This window comes from Micromonospora sp. NPDC047644 (assembly GCF_040704315.1).
Classification (GTDB): Bacteria; Actinomycetota; Actinomycetes; order Mycobacteriales; family Micromonosporaceae; genus Micromonospora.
On the sequence record NZ_JBEYSY010000022.1, the window covers coordinates 1 to 16,592 of the forward strand.

The 16,592-nt window shown below is 71.7% G+C and carries 18 protein-coding genes and 1 tRNA gene; 9 read left to right on the forward strand and 10 right to left on the reverse strand.

Features of this window, described 5'->3' with window-relative positions; all coding sequences use genetic code 11:
* Nucleotides 1-131 precede the first annotated feature (131 nt).
* Together AB0877_RS28790 and AB0877_RS28795 are read left to right on the forward strand one after the other, a co-directional pair.
* On the forward strand, nt 132-1,157 hold the full coding sequence (locus AB0877_RS28790) for an aspartate-semialdehyde dehydrogenase (RefSeq protein ID WP_366612705.1): 1,026 nt from the start codon (nt 132-134) through the stop codon (nt 1,155-1,157).
* Between the two features lie 185 nt (nt 1,158-1,342).
* A complete protein-coding gene (locus AB0877_RS28795) occupies nt 1,343-1,783 on the forward strand; it encodes a PPOX class F420-dependent oxidoreductase (protein WP_366612777.1) in 441 nt (146 codons plus the stop codon).
* Between the two features lie 102 nt (nt 1,784-1,885).
* On the opposite strand, the gene AB0877_RS28800 is transcribed toward AB0877_RS28795, so the two are convergent.
* On the reverse strand, nt 1,886-2,467 hold the full coding sequence (locus tag AB0877_RS28800) for a nucleotidyltransferase family protein (protein ID WP_366612706.1): 582 nt from the start codon (nt 2,465-2,467) through the stop codon (nt 1,886-1,888).
* Nucleotides 2,468-2,721: 254 nt separating this feature from the next.
* Here AB0877_RS28800 and AB0877_RS28805 point away from each other — a divergent pair, with 254 nt between their 5' ends.
* The 4 genes from AB0877_RS28805 to AB0877_RS28820 all read left to right on the forward strand — a co-directional run bounded on the left by AB0877_RS28805 (nt 2,722) and on the right by AB0877_RS28820 (nt 6,622).
* The gene (locus AB0877_RS28805; RefSeq protein ID WP_030333361.1) at nt 2,722-3,138 is read left to right on the forward strand and encodes a CBS domain-containing protein; all 417 of its coding nucleotides are present in this window, start codon (nt 2,722-2,724) and stop codon (nt 3,136-3,138) included.
* Nucleotides 3,139-3,338: 200 nt separating this feature from the next.
* Nucleotides 3,339-3,710: an SCP2 sterol-binding domain-containing protein gene (locus AB0877_RS28810; RefSeq protein WP_366612707.1), complete on the forward strand. Its 372-nt coding sequence runs from the start codon at nt 3,339-3,341 to the stop codon at nt 3,708-3,710.
* Nucleotides 3,710-5,770 carry a glycogen debranching N-terminal domain-containing protein gene (locus AB0877_RS28815; protein ID WP_366612708.1) on the forward strand — a complete coding sequence of 687 codons (2,061 nt, stop codon included), beginning with the start codon at nt 3,710-3,712 and terminating at the stop codon, nt 5,768-5,770. The genes AB0877_RS28810 and AB0877_RS28815 overlap by 1 nt, the downstream gene beginning before the upstream one ends.
* A 99-nt stretch (nt 5,771-5,869) precedes the next feature.
* A complete protein-coding gene (locus AB0877_RS28820) occupies nt 5,870-6,622 on the forward strand; it encodes a lysophospholipid acyltransferase family protein (protein ID WP_366612709.1) in 753 nt (250 codons plus the stop codon).
* Between the two features lie 108 nt (nt 6,623-6,730).
* On the opposite strand, the gene AB0877_RS28825 is transcribed toward AB0877_RS28820, so the two are convergent.
* The 5 genes from AB0877_RS28825 to AB0877_RS28845 all read right to left on the reverse strand — a co-directional run bounded on the left by AB0877_RS28825 (nt 6,731) and on the right by AB0877_RS28845 (nt 11,096).
* On the reverse strand, nt 6,731-7,453 hold the full coding sequence (locus tag AB0877_RS28825) for a hypothetical protein (protein WP_366612710.1): 723 nt from the start codon (nt 7,451-7,453) through the stop codon (nt 6,731-6,733).
* Nucleotides 7,454-7,525: 72 nt separating this feature from the next.
* Nucleotides 7,526-8,239, reverse strand: coding sequence for a response regulator transcription factor (locus AB0877_RS28830; RefSeq protein ID WP_091405585.1), 714 nt, complete (start codon nt 8,237-8,239; stop codon nt 7,526-7,528).
* Nucleotides 8,212-9,414 (reverse strand): hypothetical protein, encoded by a 1,203-nt coding sequence (locus tag AB0877_RS28835; protein ID WP_366612711.1) that lies wholly within the window; start codon nt 9,412-9,414, stop codon nt 8,212-8,214. The genes AB0877_RS28830 and AB0877_RS28835 overlap by 28 nt, the downstream gene beginning before the upstream one ends.
* Nucleotides 9,404-10,582, reverse strand: coding sequence for an ATP-binding protein (locus tag AB0877_RS28840; protein WP_366612778.1), 1,179 nt, complete (start codon nt 10,580-10,582; stop codon nt 9,404-9,406). The genes AB0877_RS28835 and AB0877_RS28840 overlap by 11 nt, the downstream gene beginning before the upstream one ends.
* Before the next feature lie 118 nt (nt 10,583-10,700).
* A complete protein-coding gene (locus AB0877_RS28845; RefSeq protein ID WP_366612712.1) occupies nt 10,701-11,096 on the reverse strand; it encodes a VOC family protein in 396 nt (131 codons plus the stop codon).
* Nucleotides 11,097-11,292: 196 nt separating this feature from the next.
* Here AB0877_RS28845 and AB0877_RS28850 point away from each other — a divergent pair, with 196 nt between their 5' ends.
* On the forward strand, nt 11,293-12,285 hold the full coding sequence (locus AB0877_RS28850) for a hypothetical protein (RefSeq protein WP_366612713.1): 993 nt from the start codon (nt 11,293-11,295) through the stop codon (nt 12,283-12,285).
* Between the two features lie 8 nt (nt 12,286-12,293).
* Here the strand turns inward: AB0877_RS28850 and AB0877_RS28855 are convergent, their stop codons facing one another.
* A complete protein-coding gene (locus AB0877_RS28855) occupies nt 12,294-13,334 on the reverse strand; it encodes a hypothetical protein (protein WP_366612714.1) in 1,041 nt (346 codons plus the stop codon).
* Complete coding sequence (locus AB0877_RS28860) at nt 13,334-13,831, reverse strand: SigE family RNA polymerase sigma factor (protein WP_366612715.1); 498 nt, start codon at nt 13,829-13,831, stop codon at nt 13,334-13,336. The genes AB0877_RS28855 and AB0877_RS28860 overlap by 1 nt, the downstream gene beginning before the upstream one ends.
* 190 nt (nt 13,832-14,021) lie before the next feature.
* Here AB0877_RS28860 and AB0877_RS28865 point away from each other — a divergent pair, with 190 nt between their 5' ends.
* Entirely contained in the window at nt 14,022-14,630 is a 609-nt protein-coding gene (locus AB0877_RS28865) for a hypothetical protein (protein ID WP_366612716.1), read from the forward strand.
* 133 nt (nt 14,631-14,763) lie between these two features.
* Here AB0877_RS28865 and AB0877_RS28870 read toward each other — a convergent pair whose 3' ends face one another.
* Together AB0877_RS28870 and AB0877_RS28875 are read right to left on the reverse strand one after the other, a co-directional pair.
* Nucleotides 14,764-15,498, reverse strand: a complete 735-nt coding sequence (locus AB0877_RS28870) for an LPXTG cell wall anchor domain-containing protein (protein ID WP_366612717.1) — start codon at nt 15,496-15,498, stop codon at nt 14,764-14,766.
* 162 nt (nt 15,499-15,660) lie between these two features.
* Nucleotides 15,661-15,733 (reverse strand) — tRNA-Arg (locus tag AB0877_RS28875).
* Nucleotides 15,734-15,893: 160 nt separating this feature from the next.
* Here AB0877_RS28875 and AB0877_RS28880 point away from each other — a divergent pair.
* Complete coding sequence (locus AB0877_RS28880) at nt 15,894-16,589, forward strand: hypothetical protein (RefSeq protein WP_366612718.1); 696 nt, start codon at nt 15,894-15,896, stop codon at nt 16,587-16,589.
* The last annotated feature ends 3 nt before the right edge of the window (nt 16,590-16,592 follow it).

The following is a 16,592-nucleotide window of genomic DNA, read 5'->3' on the forward strand; positions in this document are numbered from 1 at the left end:
GGTGCACCACCAGCAGCGCGGTGCTGTCGCGCAGGACCCGCCGCAGCGCCGCTTCGACCAGGGCCTCGGTGTGCACGTCGAGCGCGGAGAGCGGTCCCGGTTTCGGGGGTGGGGTCGGTAGCCTCGCGGGCATGAGGATCGGCATTGTGGGTGCCACCGGCCAGGTCGGTGGCGTGATGCGGCAGGTGCTGGCGGAGCGGGAGTTCCCAGCGGAGCAGGTGCGGTTGTTCGCCTCGGCGCGGTCCGCCGGGCGTACGCTGCCGTGGCGCGACGGCGAGGTGACAGTCGAGGACGCCGCGACCGCGGACTATTCGGAGCTGGACATCGTGCTCTTCTCGGCCGGTAAGGGCACCGCCCGGGAGTTGGCCCCCCGGGTCGCCGAGGCCGGCGCCGTGGTGATCGACAACTCGTCGGCGTTCCGGATGGACCCGCAGGTGCCGCTGGTGGTCGCCGAGGTCAACCCGCACGCCGCCCTGGACCGACCCAAGGGCATCATCGCCAACCCGAACTGCACCACGATGGCCGCGATGCCGGTGCTGCGTCCGTTGCACGCCGAGGCTGGCCTGGTCGGTCTTGTCGTCTCCACCTACCAGGCGGTCTCCGGCGCAGGGCTGGCCGGCGTCGCCGAGCTGGACGAGCAGGTCCGCAAGGTGGCCGAGCACGCCGCCGGGCTGGCCTTCGACGGGTCGGCCGTGGAGTTCCCCGCGCCGCGCTCGTTCACGCAGCCGATCGCCTTCAACGTCCTCCCGCTGGCCGGTTCGATCGTCGACGACGGCTCGTTCGAGACCGACGAGGAGCAGAAGCTCCGCAACGAGAGCCGCAAGATTCTGGACATCCCCGACCTGTTGGTCTCCGGCACCTGTGTCCGGGTGCCGGTCTTCACCGGGCACTCGCTCCAGATCAACGCCCGGTTCGCCAGGCCGCTCACCCCGCAGCGCGCCCACGAACTGCTGGCCGACGCGCCCGGGGTGGCACTGACCGACGTCCCGACGCCGTTGCAGGCCGCCGGCCAGGACCCGACCTACGTGGGCCGGATCCGCGCCGACGAGACCGTCGAGCACGGGCTGGCGCTGTTCTGCTCCAACGACAACCTGCGCAAGGGCGCCGCGCTGAACGCGGTGCAACTCGCCGAGCTGGTCGCCGCCGAGCGCCGCTGACCGGCACGGTCGCCGAAACATCGAACTCTCACCGAGCCCTCGCCGTTCGCCGGCGGGGGCTCGGTGCCGTCCCGGGGCTCGGTGCCGTCCCGGGTGGTCGCCCTGCCGTCCCGGGTGGTCGCCCGCGGCGGCCGGCAGGTCGTGCTTGGATGGGTCGGAGACGATCGTCCAACCTGGAGGACACCATGCCGGATGACCGGACCCAGCAGGCGTTGACCGATCTGGTGGCCGACCGCTCGATGGGCGTGCTCGCCACCATCAAGCGGGATGGGCGTCCGCAGCTGTCCACGGTGCTGTACTCCTTCGACCGGGACGCGGGCCTGATCCGGGTCTCGGTCACCGAGGGTCGTGCCAAGACCGCCAACCTGCGCCGCGACCCACGCGCCAGCTTCCACGTCAGCAGCGCGGACGGCTGGGCGTACGCGGTGGTCGACGGTCGCGCCGAGCTGACCCCGCCGGCCACCGAACTCCACGACGAGACTGTCGAGGAGTTGGTGGCGCTCTACCGGGGGCTGAGCGGCGAACACCCCGACTGGGACGAGTATCGCCAGGCCATGGTCGACGAGGGTCGCATCGTGCTGCGCCTGCACGTCGAGCGGCTCTACGGCATGCCGCCCCGAGGCTGACCGGCGCCCAGAGGCTGACCGGCGCGCCGAGGCTGACCGGCGCGCCCAGACTGACCGGACGCCCAGGCTGACCCGCCCGCGGGCTGAGCGGCCCACGGTCGGTCAGCCCGGCTCGATCACTGTCACGCCGGGCCAGCGCTGCGCCGGCCGGTGCCGGGCCAACCGCTGCCGCGACCGGGCCACGTCCACCCGGGCCGGGTTGTGCCGCCACACTCCGCCCAGCAGGTCCGTCAGGCCGTACGGCGCGCAGACGACCAGCCGCCCGGTCTGGTCCAGGCGGACGGCCACCGCTGTCGCGTACTCCGGCCAGGTGGCGACCGCCTCGGCCACGCTTCGGTACGGCTCGATCGGGTCGCCGCCGAACGTGGTCGCGTACCAGGTGTGCACAGCGGCCTGGTTGCGAGCCTCCCACGGCGGCTGCGGCCACATCCCCGTCAGCAACGCGGTGGCCCGGTCGTCGTCGGCTCGGGTGAGCCTCGCCGGGTCGAAGAAGACCACGTCCACGTCGCGGACCCGCGCCGGGTCGAACCCGTCGCCGTACCGCTCGCCCCAGACCAGGTCGCGCAGCGCGCCAGCGCCGATCCAGGCGTCCGGCAGCCCGGAATCACGTACCACCGCCAGCGCCCGGGTCAGCCAGCTACTGCCCCTGACCAGGTCCCGCAGCTCATCCTCGCCCGTTCTCATCCGCCCACGGTAGGCGGCGGGGTCGACGCGCGCCTGTGCCGCCCGTCGACGGGTAAACCGCCCTACCTCGCCCCTGGGGGACGTCGGGGAGGGGTTGGCGATGGGCGCCGGCACGAGCAGCGACGGGATCGACCCGGCGGGCCCGACGCTGCGGGCGGCTGCTACACCCGCACGGACAGCCCGGCGGGCACTCGGCGTTACCCCCTCCCGGGCGGCGGGTAGACGGGCCGTGCCGACACCGAGAGGGGAGCACCATGACAACGGTCGGAGAGTTCATGACGACCCGGTTGGTGACGATGGACGGCAACGACACGCTCATCGCCGCCGCGCAGGAGATGCGCGACAGCGCGATCGGCGATGTGGTGGTTACTGATGGTGACAGCGTGGTTGGCATCGTCACGGACCGGGACATCACGGTCCGAGGTGTCGCGGAGAACATGGACCCGGGCTCGACCCGGTTGAACCAGATCACCACTCGCGACGTGATCACGGTGAGTCAGTACGACGATGCCGTGGCCGCCGCAGACCTGATGCGGACGTACGCCGTACGCCGACTTCCGGTGATCGACGACGGGCGCCTGGTCGGCCTGGTGTCGATGGGCGACCTCGCGGTCGAGCGCGAACCGCAGTCGGTCCTGGCCGACATCAGCGCCGACGACCCGAACAACTGACCCGTCCGCCGCGGCGCGCGCCGGCTCTCCCTTCCGGGAGGGCCGGCGCGTGGCGTCTCCACCCCCTGCTCACCCGGATTGGGCGAGGTTGGGCGGGGGAGCGGCGGGGACCCGTGCGGGGACGTGCAACGCCGGCCGTCCGCGCGACGCGAGCGCGGTGGGTGGGATCCCCGGCCCGGCAACTGGGAGGAGTGGACCCGATGGTGGACGCGACCACGAGGTTCTTCGAGGACCTGGACCGGCGGGGGTACGAACCCCTGCTGGCCAAGACCTCCGGGACGCTGCGGATCGACCTGCACGAGGGGGCGCAGACCCGGCACTGGCTGCTGAGGATCGATCACGGCCGGCTGAACGTCAGTCAGGAGGAGCAGGAGGCCGACACGGTGATCGGCACCAGCCCGCTGCTCTTCGACGACATCGCCTCGGGGCGCGAGCACGGCCTGGCCGCGCTGTTGCGGGGGGACATGACGGTGTCGGGTGACGCTCGCCTCGTCGTACAGGTGGAGCGGATCTTTCCGGGTTCCCCGGACGCCCGCGGGCCGCGCCGGCGATTCGCGGGGGAGGAGCACTGATGGGGCAGAGCAACACGATCCGGATCCTGGACGGCAACACGTTCGTCGTCTGCGAGGACACCGGTGACATCGAGGCGACGCCGAGCGAGCCCACCGGGCTCTTCTCCATCGACACCCGGTTCCTGTCGACCTGGGTGCTGACCATCAACGGTGAGCGACTCAACTCGCTCTCCTACGACGACCTGCAGTACTTCGAGTCGCGATTCTTCCTGGTCCCGGGGATGGCCACGCACTACGTGGACGCGAAGCTGTCGATCATCCGCGAGCGCGCGGTGGGCGGCAGCTTCTGTGAGCAGCTGACCATCCTCAACCACGACGAGAAGCCGGTCGACCTGGAAGTCCGGATGGACGCGGCGTCGGACTTCGCCGACCTGTTCCAGGTGAAGGACGAGATCCTCAACAAGAAGGGCGAGATCTACACCGAGGTGGAGTCGGACCGGCTGAAGCTGGGGTACCGGCGGGGGAACTTCCGGCGGGAGACAACCATCTCGTCGTCGGTGTCGGCCCGGTACGACAGCAAGGGCTTCTCCTACACCGTGCACCTGGAGCCCAACGAGCAGTGGGACGCCTCGATCGACGTCCAGACCCACGCGGTCGGGCCCGGCGGCCGGGACCTGCGGTTCGGGCTTCGCACACACGGCACCGAGCGGCTCGCCCTCCAGCACGACCTGGAGAAGTGGATCGCCGACGCACCGAAGGTCAACAGTGAGCACGGCCGGGTGGCCAGCACGTACCGGCGCAGTCTGATCGACCTGGCGGCGCTGCGCTTCTCGCCGCTGTCGCTGGGCGGTGCCACCCTGCCCGCCGCCGGTCTGCCCTGGTTCATGACCATGTTCGGCCGGGACAGCATCCTCACCTGCCTGCAGACACTGCCGTTCACCCCGCAGCTGTCGAAGACGACGCTGCGCATCCTGGCGTCCCTGCAGGGCAGCCGGTTCGACGACTTCCGGGACGAGGACCCGGGGCGCATCCTGCACGAGATGCGCTACGGCGAGACCGCGGCCTTCGAGGAGCAGCCGCACTCGCCGTACTACGGCTCGGTGGACGCGACGCCGCTGTTCATCGTGCTGCTCGACGAGTACGAGCGGTGGAGCGGGGACGTCGCGCTGGTCAAGGAGTTGGAGCAGGAGTCCCGGGCGGCGCTGAGGTGGATCGACAACTACGCCGACCTGGTGGGCACCGGCTACATCTGGTACGAGCGACGCAACACCGACACCGGCCTGGAGAACCAGTGCTGGAAGGACTCCTGGGACTCGATCTCCTACTCCGACGGCACGCTGCCGCCGTTCCCTCGGGCCACCTGCGAGGTGCAGGGGTACGCGTACGACGCGAAGGTCCGCGCGGCCCGGTTGGCGCGCGAGTTCTGGGGGGACCCGGAGTTCGCCGACCAGTTGGAGCGGGAGGCGGCGGAGCTGAAGGAGCGGTTCAACCGGGACTGGTGGGTGGACGACGGGGAGTACTTCGCCCTGGCCCTGGACCCGGACGGTCGACAGTGCGACATCCTCAGCTCCAACATCGGCCACCTGCTGTGGAGCGGGATCGTCGAACCCGAGCGGGCGGAGAAGCTCGCCGCGCACCTGGTCGGGCCGCGGCTGTTCTCCGGCTGGGGGGTGCGCACCCTCGCCGAGGGGGAGGCTCGCTACAACCCCATCGGCTACCACAACGGCACGATCTGGCCGTTCGACAACTCGTTCATCGCCTGGGGTCTGCGCCGGTACGGCTTCGCCGAGGAGGCCGCGACCATCGCCAACGGCATCCTGGACGCGGCCACGTACTTCGACGGCCGGCTGCCGGAGGCGTTCGGCGGCTACCCGCGGGAGCTGACCAAGTTCCCGGTGGAGTACCCGACGGCGTGCAGCCCGCAGGCCTGGTCGACGGGTACCCCGCTGCTGCTGCTGCGCACGATGCTCGGTCTGGAGCCGCACGAGGGTCACCTGGCGGTGGAGCCACGGCTGCCGGTGGGGATGGGTCGCATCGAGGTCCTGGACATCCCCGGTCGTTGGGGCCGGGTGGACGCGTTCGCCCGGGGTCGACTGGACCTGGACAACCTCGCCGAGTGACCGATTAGGCCGCCGAACCGGCGGTGGCGTCGCCGCCCGCGTCGCCGCCGCCGGGTCGCCACCCAGCCGATCCCCAGCCGGTCAGGGTAGATTCTGCGAATGCCGGAGCTCGTGTACCCGCCCGTTATCGCCACCGCCAAGACGCTGTTCCGGGTCCTCGACCTGAAGATCACCATTGAGGGCGCCCACCACGTACCCCGAACGGGCGGGGCGGTGCTGGCCAGCAACCACGTCAGCTACCTCGACTTCGTCTTCGCCGGTCTGGGTGCGAACGCGTCGGGCCGGCTGGTGCGGTTCATGGCCAAGGATTCGGTCTTCACGCACAAGATCTCCGGCCCGCTGATGCGCGGTATGCGGCACATCCCGGTGGACCGGCAGGCCGGCGCTGCCTCGTTCCGCGCCGCCGTGGGCGCGCTCAAGCAGGGCGAGGTCGTCGGCGTCTTCCCCGAGGCGACGATCAGCCGGTCGTTCACCGTCAAGGAGCTCAAGAGCGGCACGGTCCGGATGGCACGCTCGGCGAAGGTGCCGGTGTTGCCGGTCGCGCTGTGGGGCACCCAGCGCCTCTGGACCAAGGGCCGCCCGCGCACTCTGACCCGACGGCACACGCCGATCACCATCCTGATCGGCGAGCCGATCAACCCGGCGGACTTCCCGGACCCGAACGTGCTGGCCGCCGAGCTGACCACCCGCCTCAGCGCCCTCGTCGACCGGGCGCAGCGGGATTATCCGGACACCCCGGCCGGCCCGGACGACACCTGGTGGCAGCCCGCGCACCTGGGCGGCAGCGCGCCCACGCCGGAGGAGGCCGCCGCTCTGGACGCCGCCGCCGAACACCCCGCTTCCAGCGCCTGACACCGACGGCGACGTTCTCGGCGGGCCAGGGGCTTCGACGTACGCCTCAGCAGGCCGGATCGTTTGGAGCCCGGACACAGCGGTGTCCACCGACGCGGGCGGTCGGTGTCACCGCTGCCCGGATGCTGCGCCGCCGGCGAGCCCACCCCACGAGCTCGGGTCCGGTCTTGAGCGGTAGTAGTCGTCCCTGGAGTGGAACTCCACCGGCAACGAGCCGGGCAGCGTGATCCGGGTGTCGCCGGCCAGCAGGCCGGGGCCGGCCCGCAGCAGCAGCACGTCGCGCTCCTGGGCCGAGAGATCGACCAGTTGTGGACGGTTGAGCCGGAACATGGCAACCGCCCGGCGGACCTGCCGGGCCAGCGCCACGACCTCGGCTGTCATTCCGCTGAGGGCCAACGCCGGCTGCTGAATGGTGCGCAGCGCGTCGCAGACGATCAGCAGCTGGGCCGGCGCGTCCGGCGCGCTCGTCGGCAGCTCCAAGCGGGACGGCCACTGCCAGCGGATCTGACCGCTCATCAGGCCGTTGTGTCGAGCCGGCGGTCGGGCCCGGTGCGTGCCGTCGGCGACCAGGGACAGGTGCGAGCCACTGCCCACCCAGCAGATCCGCTGGTCGGTGACGGTCACCGCGACCGGCTCGGGCAACTGCCAGCGGCGTCGCACCTCGCTCGGCCCGAGCAGGTAGCCCGCGACCAGCAGCCGGTGTCGCCCGAGCAACCGCTCGCCGGGCATCGGTCGCAGGTTGTAGCGGCGGTCCAGGGTCGGGCCCACGTCGTCGTCGGGGGCGTCGAACCGGTGGGGACCGATGAAGAAGGGGGACGCGTCGGCGTGCATCGTCACGACCTTCCGGTCAGCTGGCTGTGTAAGGAAGCCTTCCGGACCGCAGCGCCCCTGTCATGACGCCTGTTAGGGGGTCGGCCGGTCGTGCGTCGCCTGTGACCGGTAGATGCCGATCTCCTCCGGGCGGACGAGACCGTCCTCGATCGCACGGGCGAGTAGTGCTGCCTTTGTGGCGGCTGGTCGCCCCGCCCGGGTGTACTTGATCCGTGCCCGGTCGACGTACTGCTTCACCGTGTGCTCGCTGATCTGCATCCGCCGGGCCACCGACGCCTTGGACATCGACTGGAACCAGAGCAGCAGCGCCTCACGCTCCTTGTCGGACAACATCGGCCGGTCCGGCCGTGGGTCGCCGACCATCGCACCGGCGAGCGCTGGCGGCACGTACGGACGGTCGCTCGCGGCGGCCAGCACCGTCTCCACGCAGTGTTCCCGGCCCTCGTGCTTGGCCAGGAACGCCACCGCCCCGGCGTCCAGCGCGGCGAGCATCGTCTGCGGGTCGGTGTGCTCCGAATAGACCACCACCCGCCGGCCGGCGGCGCTCAGCTCGGCCAACTTGTCCAACGCCATCCGCCCGTGCAGTCGCAGGTCGAGCAGGATGACGTCGGCGTGCGGTGCCGCCCGCAGCACCGCGTCCGGGTCGTCGCCGGTGGCGAGCACCGTCAGGCGAGGCTCGGTGGCGAGCCAGGCGCGGACCCCCTCGACCACCACCGGGTGGTCGTCGACGATCGCTACCCCGACCGGTCGATCGCCGGTCACCGCCGCCACCGGGTCTGCGCCCATCTGATGTTTCCGTCCCGTTCGTAGAGGTACTCCACCGGCCCGTCGTCGTGCTCCCCGGGGGGCGGGCCGGTCGACTCCGGCCCCTCCCGGTCCGGTGTGACCAGGCTGACCACCACCTCGTCCGGGCCGGAGACCACTGTCAGACGCGCCCATTCGCGAGCGTCGGCGAGGGTGCCGGTGAGCGGGTCGGCCAGTCGGCGGCGGACCTCCACCGGCAGCGGCGGCGGAGTGCCGATGGTGACCAGGTCGATCGGAAGGCCGTTGCGTTCCGCCAGGTCGGCGGCGGCTCGCAACTCGTGCAACAGCGGGTCGGGCACATCGTCGGACTCGGCGATCAGTCGGCGCAGTCGGGCGGCGGCCAGCATGCAGCGGCGCTGCACCTCCGGGTCGTCCGGGTCGGCCTGGCCGGCGGCCAGGTCCCCGAGGACCCGCCCGGCCGCCGAGCTGACCAGGGCGAGCCGGTCCCGGCGTTCCCGAAGGCCCCGCTCGGCGGCGTCCCGCTCGGCGGCCATCGCGTGACCGGCGGCCGAGACGGCGGCCCGTTCCCGAGCCAGGCCGACGATGACGGTGCTGCCCACGAAGACCGCCACCGGCAGCGAGAAGGTGCCGTAGACGTACATCACGTAGCGGGCCACGTCGGCCGGGTCGGGGCCGTGCCCGAGCACGGCGACCAGGGCGATCAACGCGTGCGTGCCGAGGAGCGCGATCAGCCCCGCGACGCGCCGGCCCCACACCGCCAGCACGAAGAACCAGCCGAGCGTGCCCCACACCCAGTTGGCGGCGGTGAACAACTGCCGCTCACCGGCCGCCGCGAAGACGGCCGCGTCGACGACGAGCAGCAGCCCGGCCAGCGGCCACGGCGGCAGTGGTGAGCCTTGCAGCAGCCGTACCCCGGCGACCGCGCCGGTCACGGCGACCAGTACCCAGGCGCCGAGCACCACCGCTGGCGCGGCGAGCTCCGCACGGGCGGACAGCACCGCCGGCAGCGCGATCGCCACGTGCCAGGCCAACGCGATGGCGACGGCGGCGATCCGGGCACCCCGGTCGGACGCGTGCGCCACGGCGGCCGGCGCGGCGAGCGCAGCGGGGGAGTCCGGCTCCCGGGGCGTCGGAACGCTGGTGCGCTTCGGTGCCTCCGGCGCGGCGGTCGCCGGGGCGTTCAGGTCAGCCGACACCGGGCCACTCCAGCCGAATCCGGGTGCCCGCGCCGACGGCCGAGTGCACGTCGGCCCGGCCACCGACAGTCGCCATCCGGCCACGGATGGACTCGCGCAACCCGTACCGGTGCGGGGGGACGGTAGCCAGGTCGAAGCCGGGGCCGTCGTCGGCGACCTCGACCACGACGCCGATGGCGTCGCGGGTCAGTCGCAGCGTGGCCCCGGCGCCCTGCGCGTGCCGGACCACGTTGGACAACGCCGCGTAGGCGCTCTCGCTGATCGCGTCGGCCACGCCGACCGGGACGGCGCAGGACGCCAGGTCCAGCCGGACCGCAAGCTCGGGCAGCCGGCCGGCCACCAACCGCAACCGCCCGTCGAGCGGCACCGGGCCGTCGCCGGCCACCGGGCCGACGTCGGTGAGCGCGACGAGGGTACGCAGGTCGGCCGCGCAGCGTTCCCGGAAGACTGCCGAAGGGCCGGCCACCGCGCCCAGCCCCACCATGGTCAGCGTCCCGAGCACCGTGTCGTGCAGGTCGCGGTTCTGCTGGCGTTCGGCCTCGCGGGCGGCGCGCGCGACCAACGCCTCCCGGGTCAGCCGCTGGTGTTCGACGAAGGCGCGGTCCGCCCGGCCGATGCGTCGGCGCATGACCGCCGCCATCATCGCCGTGCAGGCGGTCTGTGCCAGCAGCGTGGCCGCGTGCGCCCGGGCTTCGGTGGGGTTGCCGGCGGCCTGCGCCCCGATGACGTAGGTGGCTATCACGAGCAGTCCGGCCGGGATCGACCAGCGCGCCGAGGTCGTGGCCTGCGTGTTGATCACCGTGGTGCTGGCCAGCACGGCGATCCAACTGCCCTCGCCGGGCAGCACCTCGGGCGCCACCAGCACCGGAATGAGCAGGCAGGTCAGGGCGGTGACCGCCACGTCACCGCCGACGAGACGGGGGCCGATGCCGTGGCGCAACGCCCGGTGTGCGTACCAGAGGGACCAGCCGGTCAGCACCGCCACAGCGGGCAGCAGCACCGCCTGCCGCACCGGCGGGGTCTGCACCGACACGGCCACCGCCGCCCCGAACAACCCGCAGCTCAGCCGCAGCAACGCTGGCAGCGTGGTGAAGATGAGGCCCAGGGCCCCGCCGGCCGGATTGTCCAGCGTGGGCGGCGGCACGGTTGGGGTGGCAACGGCCGGCATCGGGAAGTGTCCTTCCGACAACGACCCGGTCCGGGTCCACACGGCGTAGATCGACATCGGACAATAGCATGCGGACCGTGACGGGGTGATCCCTTGTGTGCGGAGTGTCGCTAATGTGTCACTCTGTGCTGCGGGGCTGAAGGAGGTCCCAGCGGTTGCCGTAGATATCGACGAACACCGCTACCGAACCGTACGCCTCGTGCCGCGGTTCCTCCAGGAAACGCACTCCGGCCGCCACCATCCGGGCATGGTCCCGGGCGAAATCCTCCGTGTGGAGGAACAGCCCGACCCGGCCGCCGGTCTGGTCGCCGATCCGAGCCTGCTGCTCGGCGCTGCTCGCCCGAGCCAGCAGCAGCGCCGTCTCCCGGGCCCCCGCCGGGCGGACCACGACCCAGCGTGAGCCATCCGGTCGGGCGGTGTCCTCCACCAGCTCGAAACCGAGGTCGCCGACGTAGAAGTCGATCGCCTCGTCGTACTCCCTGACCAGCAGCGCGACAAGTCCCAGATGTGCCATTCGGCCATTCTGCCGGCGCGTACGGGCGCCGTGGCGTGCGGGTCTGATCCACTCGAGTGCACGGAAGTCCGGGTGTCCGGAGCCGACTGACACCCGGACATCATGGAAACCGAGTCGATCACCGGGTGCGATGCAGCGACCACCCGGCCGGAACCGCGGCTGCCCGTCGTCCGTCTCATCCCCGGATGGAGAGGTGGTGAGCCGGATGCGCTCGTCCCGTACGGCACTCGCGGTGGCGCTGCTCGGCATGACGTTGGGCGGCTGCGGTGGCACGGCGGTTGGGCCGGGTCGGGCCGACGAGCCCGCACCGGCTCAGATCGTCGACGGGTGGGCCTCCTGCGCCACCGACGCACCCCGGGCCGGCGAGATGACCACGGAGGCGTCGCCGCCGGCCGTGGACGAGCCGACGATCGGTCGCATCGACCCCACGTTCACGCCCGTCGCGGCCGTGACCTGCGGGCGGGAGATTCGACCGGGCCCCAACGGCGGCCAGGAGCAGGTCGCCACCGAGCGACGCGCCGAGGAGATCGCGCCGCTGCTCAGCGCGCTGCGGCTACCCGATGAGCAGGGCGGTGGAGATGTCGCCTGCACCCTCGACCTGGTCATCCCACCGTGGTTGGCGCTGCTCGACGACCGGGGACGGTGGCTGCGACCCCAGATCCCGACGGACTCCTGCGACAAACCGCGCCCCGAGGTGATCGCCGCTCTGGCCGGGCCGCAGTGGACCACTGTGGCCACCCGTACCATCCGGCAGGTCGAATCCGCGGCGGCCGAGGCCGCCGGATGCGCCCAGCAATGGACGGACCTGGTGTGGGTGGAGACCCGCAACGGCCGCCCCGGGCCGCCTCCGCCGGCCCGCTCGACCGCCGGGCCGCTGCGCCTCTGCGTCTACGAGGTGCCGGCGTCGCTTCAGGAGAGCGAGAAACCGCCAGGTGATTTCGTGTACGGCGGCCCGCTGCCCGCCGAGCGTCAGGCGGGTGTGCTCCGGGGTCTGTCCAACCGCCGGGCAGTGGTCGACTGTGCCACCCCGGCGAGCCGCTTCGCGGTGCTGCGCCCCCTCGAAGGAGCAGGCCCCGACCGGTACGTGGAACTCGACGGCTGCCGACGGTTCCTGATCGCGCCCGCGACGGACGCTGTGCAACTCGGCCAGGGCGACGAGACGTTGACCGCCCTGCTGGGACCCGTCTAGGGCTCGTGTCACCAGGTCGCCGGGCGGGTGAGATCGCGGGCCAGCTGGTAACCGCCGAGGATCGCCAGGCCCTCCGCCTCGCTGTAGCCGTTCCCCCAACCCTTGCGGAACGCCTCGACGACGCAGGGCTTGACGGTCATCTCCAGCACGTCGCTGCCCTGCCGGCGGGCTCGGTACGGGCCGGCGACGAGATCCCCGGGCCGGGCGTCGCGGGCCGGGGCGGGTTGCGCCCGAACAGTCAGCCAACGGCCGGACGCGTCACCGACCACCAGAGCGCCCTCGACGAAAGGGTCCCGCGCTGACCTGCCGAGGGTGACCGAGCACTCCAGCAACCGTCCGTCCGGCGGCAGCGACTCCAGGCGGAACGGCACGGCGCAGCGGTGGGCGCCGTCGAACCGGACCCGGCTCGCCGTACCCGTCGCGCCGTCAAGGGTGCTCGCGTAGCTGTCCAACTGGGCCCAGAGCCCGTCGGCGGGCTGCCAGCGGACGAACCACAGTCTCCGGTCGCCGGACGGATCGAACCAGGCGACCCCCGAGCGGTCGCCGACCCGTACCTCCGTGCGTCCCTGCGGTCGTCCCTGCGAGGACAACGTCTGCTGGAGCCCGTCGAGCAACGCCTCGGTGCGTGCCAGCGCGAAACGCGCCTGATCGCTCGGACCCCGGAACTCGACGCTCTCGATGCCGCGACCGGTGCGCCACGTGGCGACGTCGGCGCCCCTCACCAGGGCTTCGGTCGTGAAGTGCACGGTCGCGGGATCGGCGCCGACCTCCTCCGGACGTACGGTCCCGTTGCTCTGCACCTCCGGCAGCATCAGCGCCGCGGCCGGCATGACCGGGTCATCGGTGCTCCGAACGCCCGGAATCGCCAGCACCACCGAGGTGAGAGCGACACACGCCGCTGCCACGCCACCGGTGATCAGCCCCCGCCGCCGCAGACGCAACCGCCGGCCCCGGTGCTGGGCCTGTCGCACTATCGGCGTCGGGTCGATGTCGCCTCCCGCCCGATGCCTCAGCGTGCTGGCGAGCTGCTCGTCGAGGTCACTGAACATCACAGGTCTCCCGCCCAGGCGTGGGTTGTCGCACCCTGTCGTCGACGCAGCGCCGCCAGGGCGCGCTTGGCATGTGTGCGTACCGTCCCGGTCGAACAGGCGAGGATCTCGGCGATCGAGGTGTCGTCCAGATCCTCGTAGTAGCGCAGCACGATCACGGTGCGCTGACGTGCCGGCAGATCGCAGACCAACCGCCACAGCGCGTCGCGCTCGGCGACCCCGGCGGCCTCGTCCACCCCGCCGGCCCGGTCGAGCACCGCGGCAACCGAGATCTCCCGGCTGCTGAGCCGACGCCACCACGAGTTGTGGGTGTTGACGAGCATGCGCCGGACGTACGCGTCCGGCTGGTCCGTCCGCGAGATGCGGCCCCACCGGGCGTACGCGCGGGCGAGGACCTCCTGCACCAGGTCCTCGGCTCGATGCTCGTCACCGGTCAGCAGCCGGGCGAGCCGCACCAGCGCCGACGTGCGAGCGAACGCGTACTCCTCGAACGTCACGCCCTATTAACGCCGTAGGCCGGCCGACCCGTAGACACGCGCCCGGCACTTTCCACCGAGCCGGGCCGTCGTGACGCGCCTTGCTGTCGCCGAGGCAGGTGCCTCCGCAGCTTGGGTGAAGCCACCGAGGCGATGCTGATCTCGTAGCCGTCGAGCGCGAGGTCGATGTCAATCGTGTTGAATGCCGGTCATGCCGCTGACGATCGGACCGGCGTTCACCATTCCCGGGTACACCACACTGGCCGGACCCGACTACGACACTGAGTGCGAGGCGGCTGTGTATGCCGCCGACGTCGTGTCGGACCACCCGGCCTTCTGGTCGCACTACCTGGCCGGCCCACTCGGCGCGGACCGGGAGGCGGACGCTGCCTTCGAGGTCACACCGGCCGGCCATCAGGAGATGTGGGCAGTCCTCAACGACCCGGAGCGCTGGCCGGTCGTGTCCGTGCGGCTCGATCGGAACGCCTGGCTGCGGATCGTCTATCGCAACGTCGAGGACGACGCAACGCTCGACTTCGTCACGGTGCGACCGGGCCAGCCGGTGCAGGTCTTCACCCTGGATCAGGATGCCGGTTGTTCCACGATGACCTGGGCGGAGCTACGTGTCGCGGCGGACTTGCCCGACGATCGGCTGACGTGGGGGCAGCGCTTCGTTCTGATGCTGCCGATGCTGGAGCCGCAGGAGCTACCCGCCGACGCCGGAGAGGTCATCGACAGGGCGCTGGGAGGGATTGGCGCTGCGAACAGGGCGGCCGTCGTGGCGGTCCTGCTCGACTCGCTGGACTGGCGTTCCCGCTAGCGGATCGGCCACCGACTTGTTGATCATGCTGGTCTCGCCGGCGTCGAGCGCTGGCCGCCGCATCCACGACGGCCAGGCATTGCGCGGACGCGCCCGGCCCGACGACGCATCGAGCCGGGCGCGTCGGGCTGAGCTACGCCACGAAGCGGGAACGGCGTCGGCGGCCGATCAGGTAGCCCCCGCCGCCGAGGAGCAGGAGCACGCCGCCGATGCCGGCCACGGTCAGGGTGTTGGCGCCGGTCACGGGGAGCCCGCCGCCCTCGCCGCTTTCGCCGCCCTCGCCGCCGGGGGCACCCGGGCTGGCGGAGGCAGTAGGAGTCGGTGCCGCGGTCGCCGTCGCGCTGGGCGTGGCGCTCGGAGTGGCCGTCGGCGTCGGGGTGGGCTGAGACGCGCAGTCAAGCTCACGGGCGGCGTACAGGCCGTCGTTGAGGTAAGCCAGGTAGGCGTCAACGGCCGTCTCGCCGAGCACCTTCTGCGCAGCGGCCTCCACGTTGGGGCCAGCATCCGTCAGCGTGCGAACCACAACGATCCGCAGAGCCACCGACCAGGCTTTCTGCGCATCCGTCTTGAGGAATGCGCGGAGTTCTTCCTCGGTGCCCTTCAGTGCCTCCTGAATGGCACCCGGCAGAACCGGCAACGAGTCGGCGTTCGCCGCGGACAGGATCTGGGCCGCCAACACCCGTACCTCCTGCTCGGGGGCGGTGTCCAGGTCGATGGTGAAAAGCTCGCGGATGTCCTTGTACGCCTTGCGTTCGACCGTCTGGCAGGACTCGTTCAGTCCGGGCGATTCGATGTGAGCCGTCGCCGGTGCCGCCGGAATCAGAAGGGCCAGCGCCAATAGGGCGCCGGCCGGGAACTTCCATCGCATGTGGTCTTCCTCCCCGTGATCAGCAAAAAACACGGAGATACTACCGTCAGTGCGCGAAGGAGCAAGATGGATGGACGTCTCAGCCCGCGCCCTGGCTGCCGCCTTCAGATGAGGTGATCGGCGGGACCGGGCACGGCAAGCCGCTGACCTACGGTGGTGGAGTGCGCCCGGCAGGATTCGAACCTGCGGCCTTGGGATTAGAAGTCCCCTGCTCTATCCGCTGAGCTACGGGCGCGTGTGGCGTGGATGTCGCGCCCAGAGGGTACCGCCGTCCCACTGCCCGACGGCGAAAAGGGTGCCCGCGTCCACGTTGCCGAGCAGAGTCTCACGTCCGCCTCGTAGCGGGCATCCGGGTTACCGCTAGGCGGCCCGGCCCCGGACCGTACCGTGGGCTGGTGTTGCTGGATTCCGACGCCGAGAGCGACGTCGCCTACGAGCTGTGCCAGGTCGTCGGTCGCGCCATCCTGCCGTACCGGTCGTCGGGCGACGTCGGTACCGCGTTCTTCTTTCAGGGAGGCGACGACCCGGTGGGAGAGTCGCTGCTGACGGCGGCCGACCTGGTGGGCGGTTCGGGTGGTGAGTTGAGCCTGCGGGCCAGCGTCACCGAGCCGGCGGGGGTGGCCCCGGCCGTCATTTCCGAGGCCGAGATCGTGCCCGGTTGGGCCCGCTTCGCGGGCGACGGGGTGGCCGTGCTGCCGACCGCCGGCCTGCACCGGTATGCCGGCGACGGAGGCTGGCGGTGGCGCGTCCAGCCGGTGCCGGCGGGGATCGCCGCCGGGCCCGAGGTGGTCGCCCGCCTCGGCGCCGACACCAGTTCCGCTTTCGTGCTGGCCCACGGGGTACGCGAAGACGGGTCGCGGCCGCTGGAGGTTGCGATCGAGCGGGTGGTCCGCGACGGGGACGCCGTGCTGATCACCGCCGAGCTGCCGCCGGGGTACGTCGGCGCGCCGGTCTTCATCGTGCAGGCCGAAGCCACGGGTGAGGTTTCCCCGTACTGCCTGGGCCTGGTCCTGCCCGGCGTCGGCGTACACCCGGTGGCGACCTTCGACCGGATCAGCGCCGTTCTTCCGGCGACGTCCGGCGACGTCTGAGCC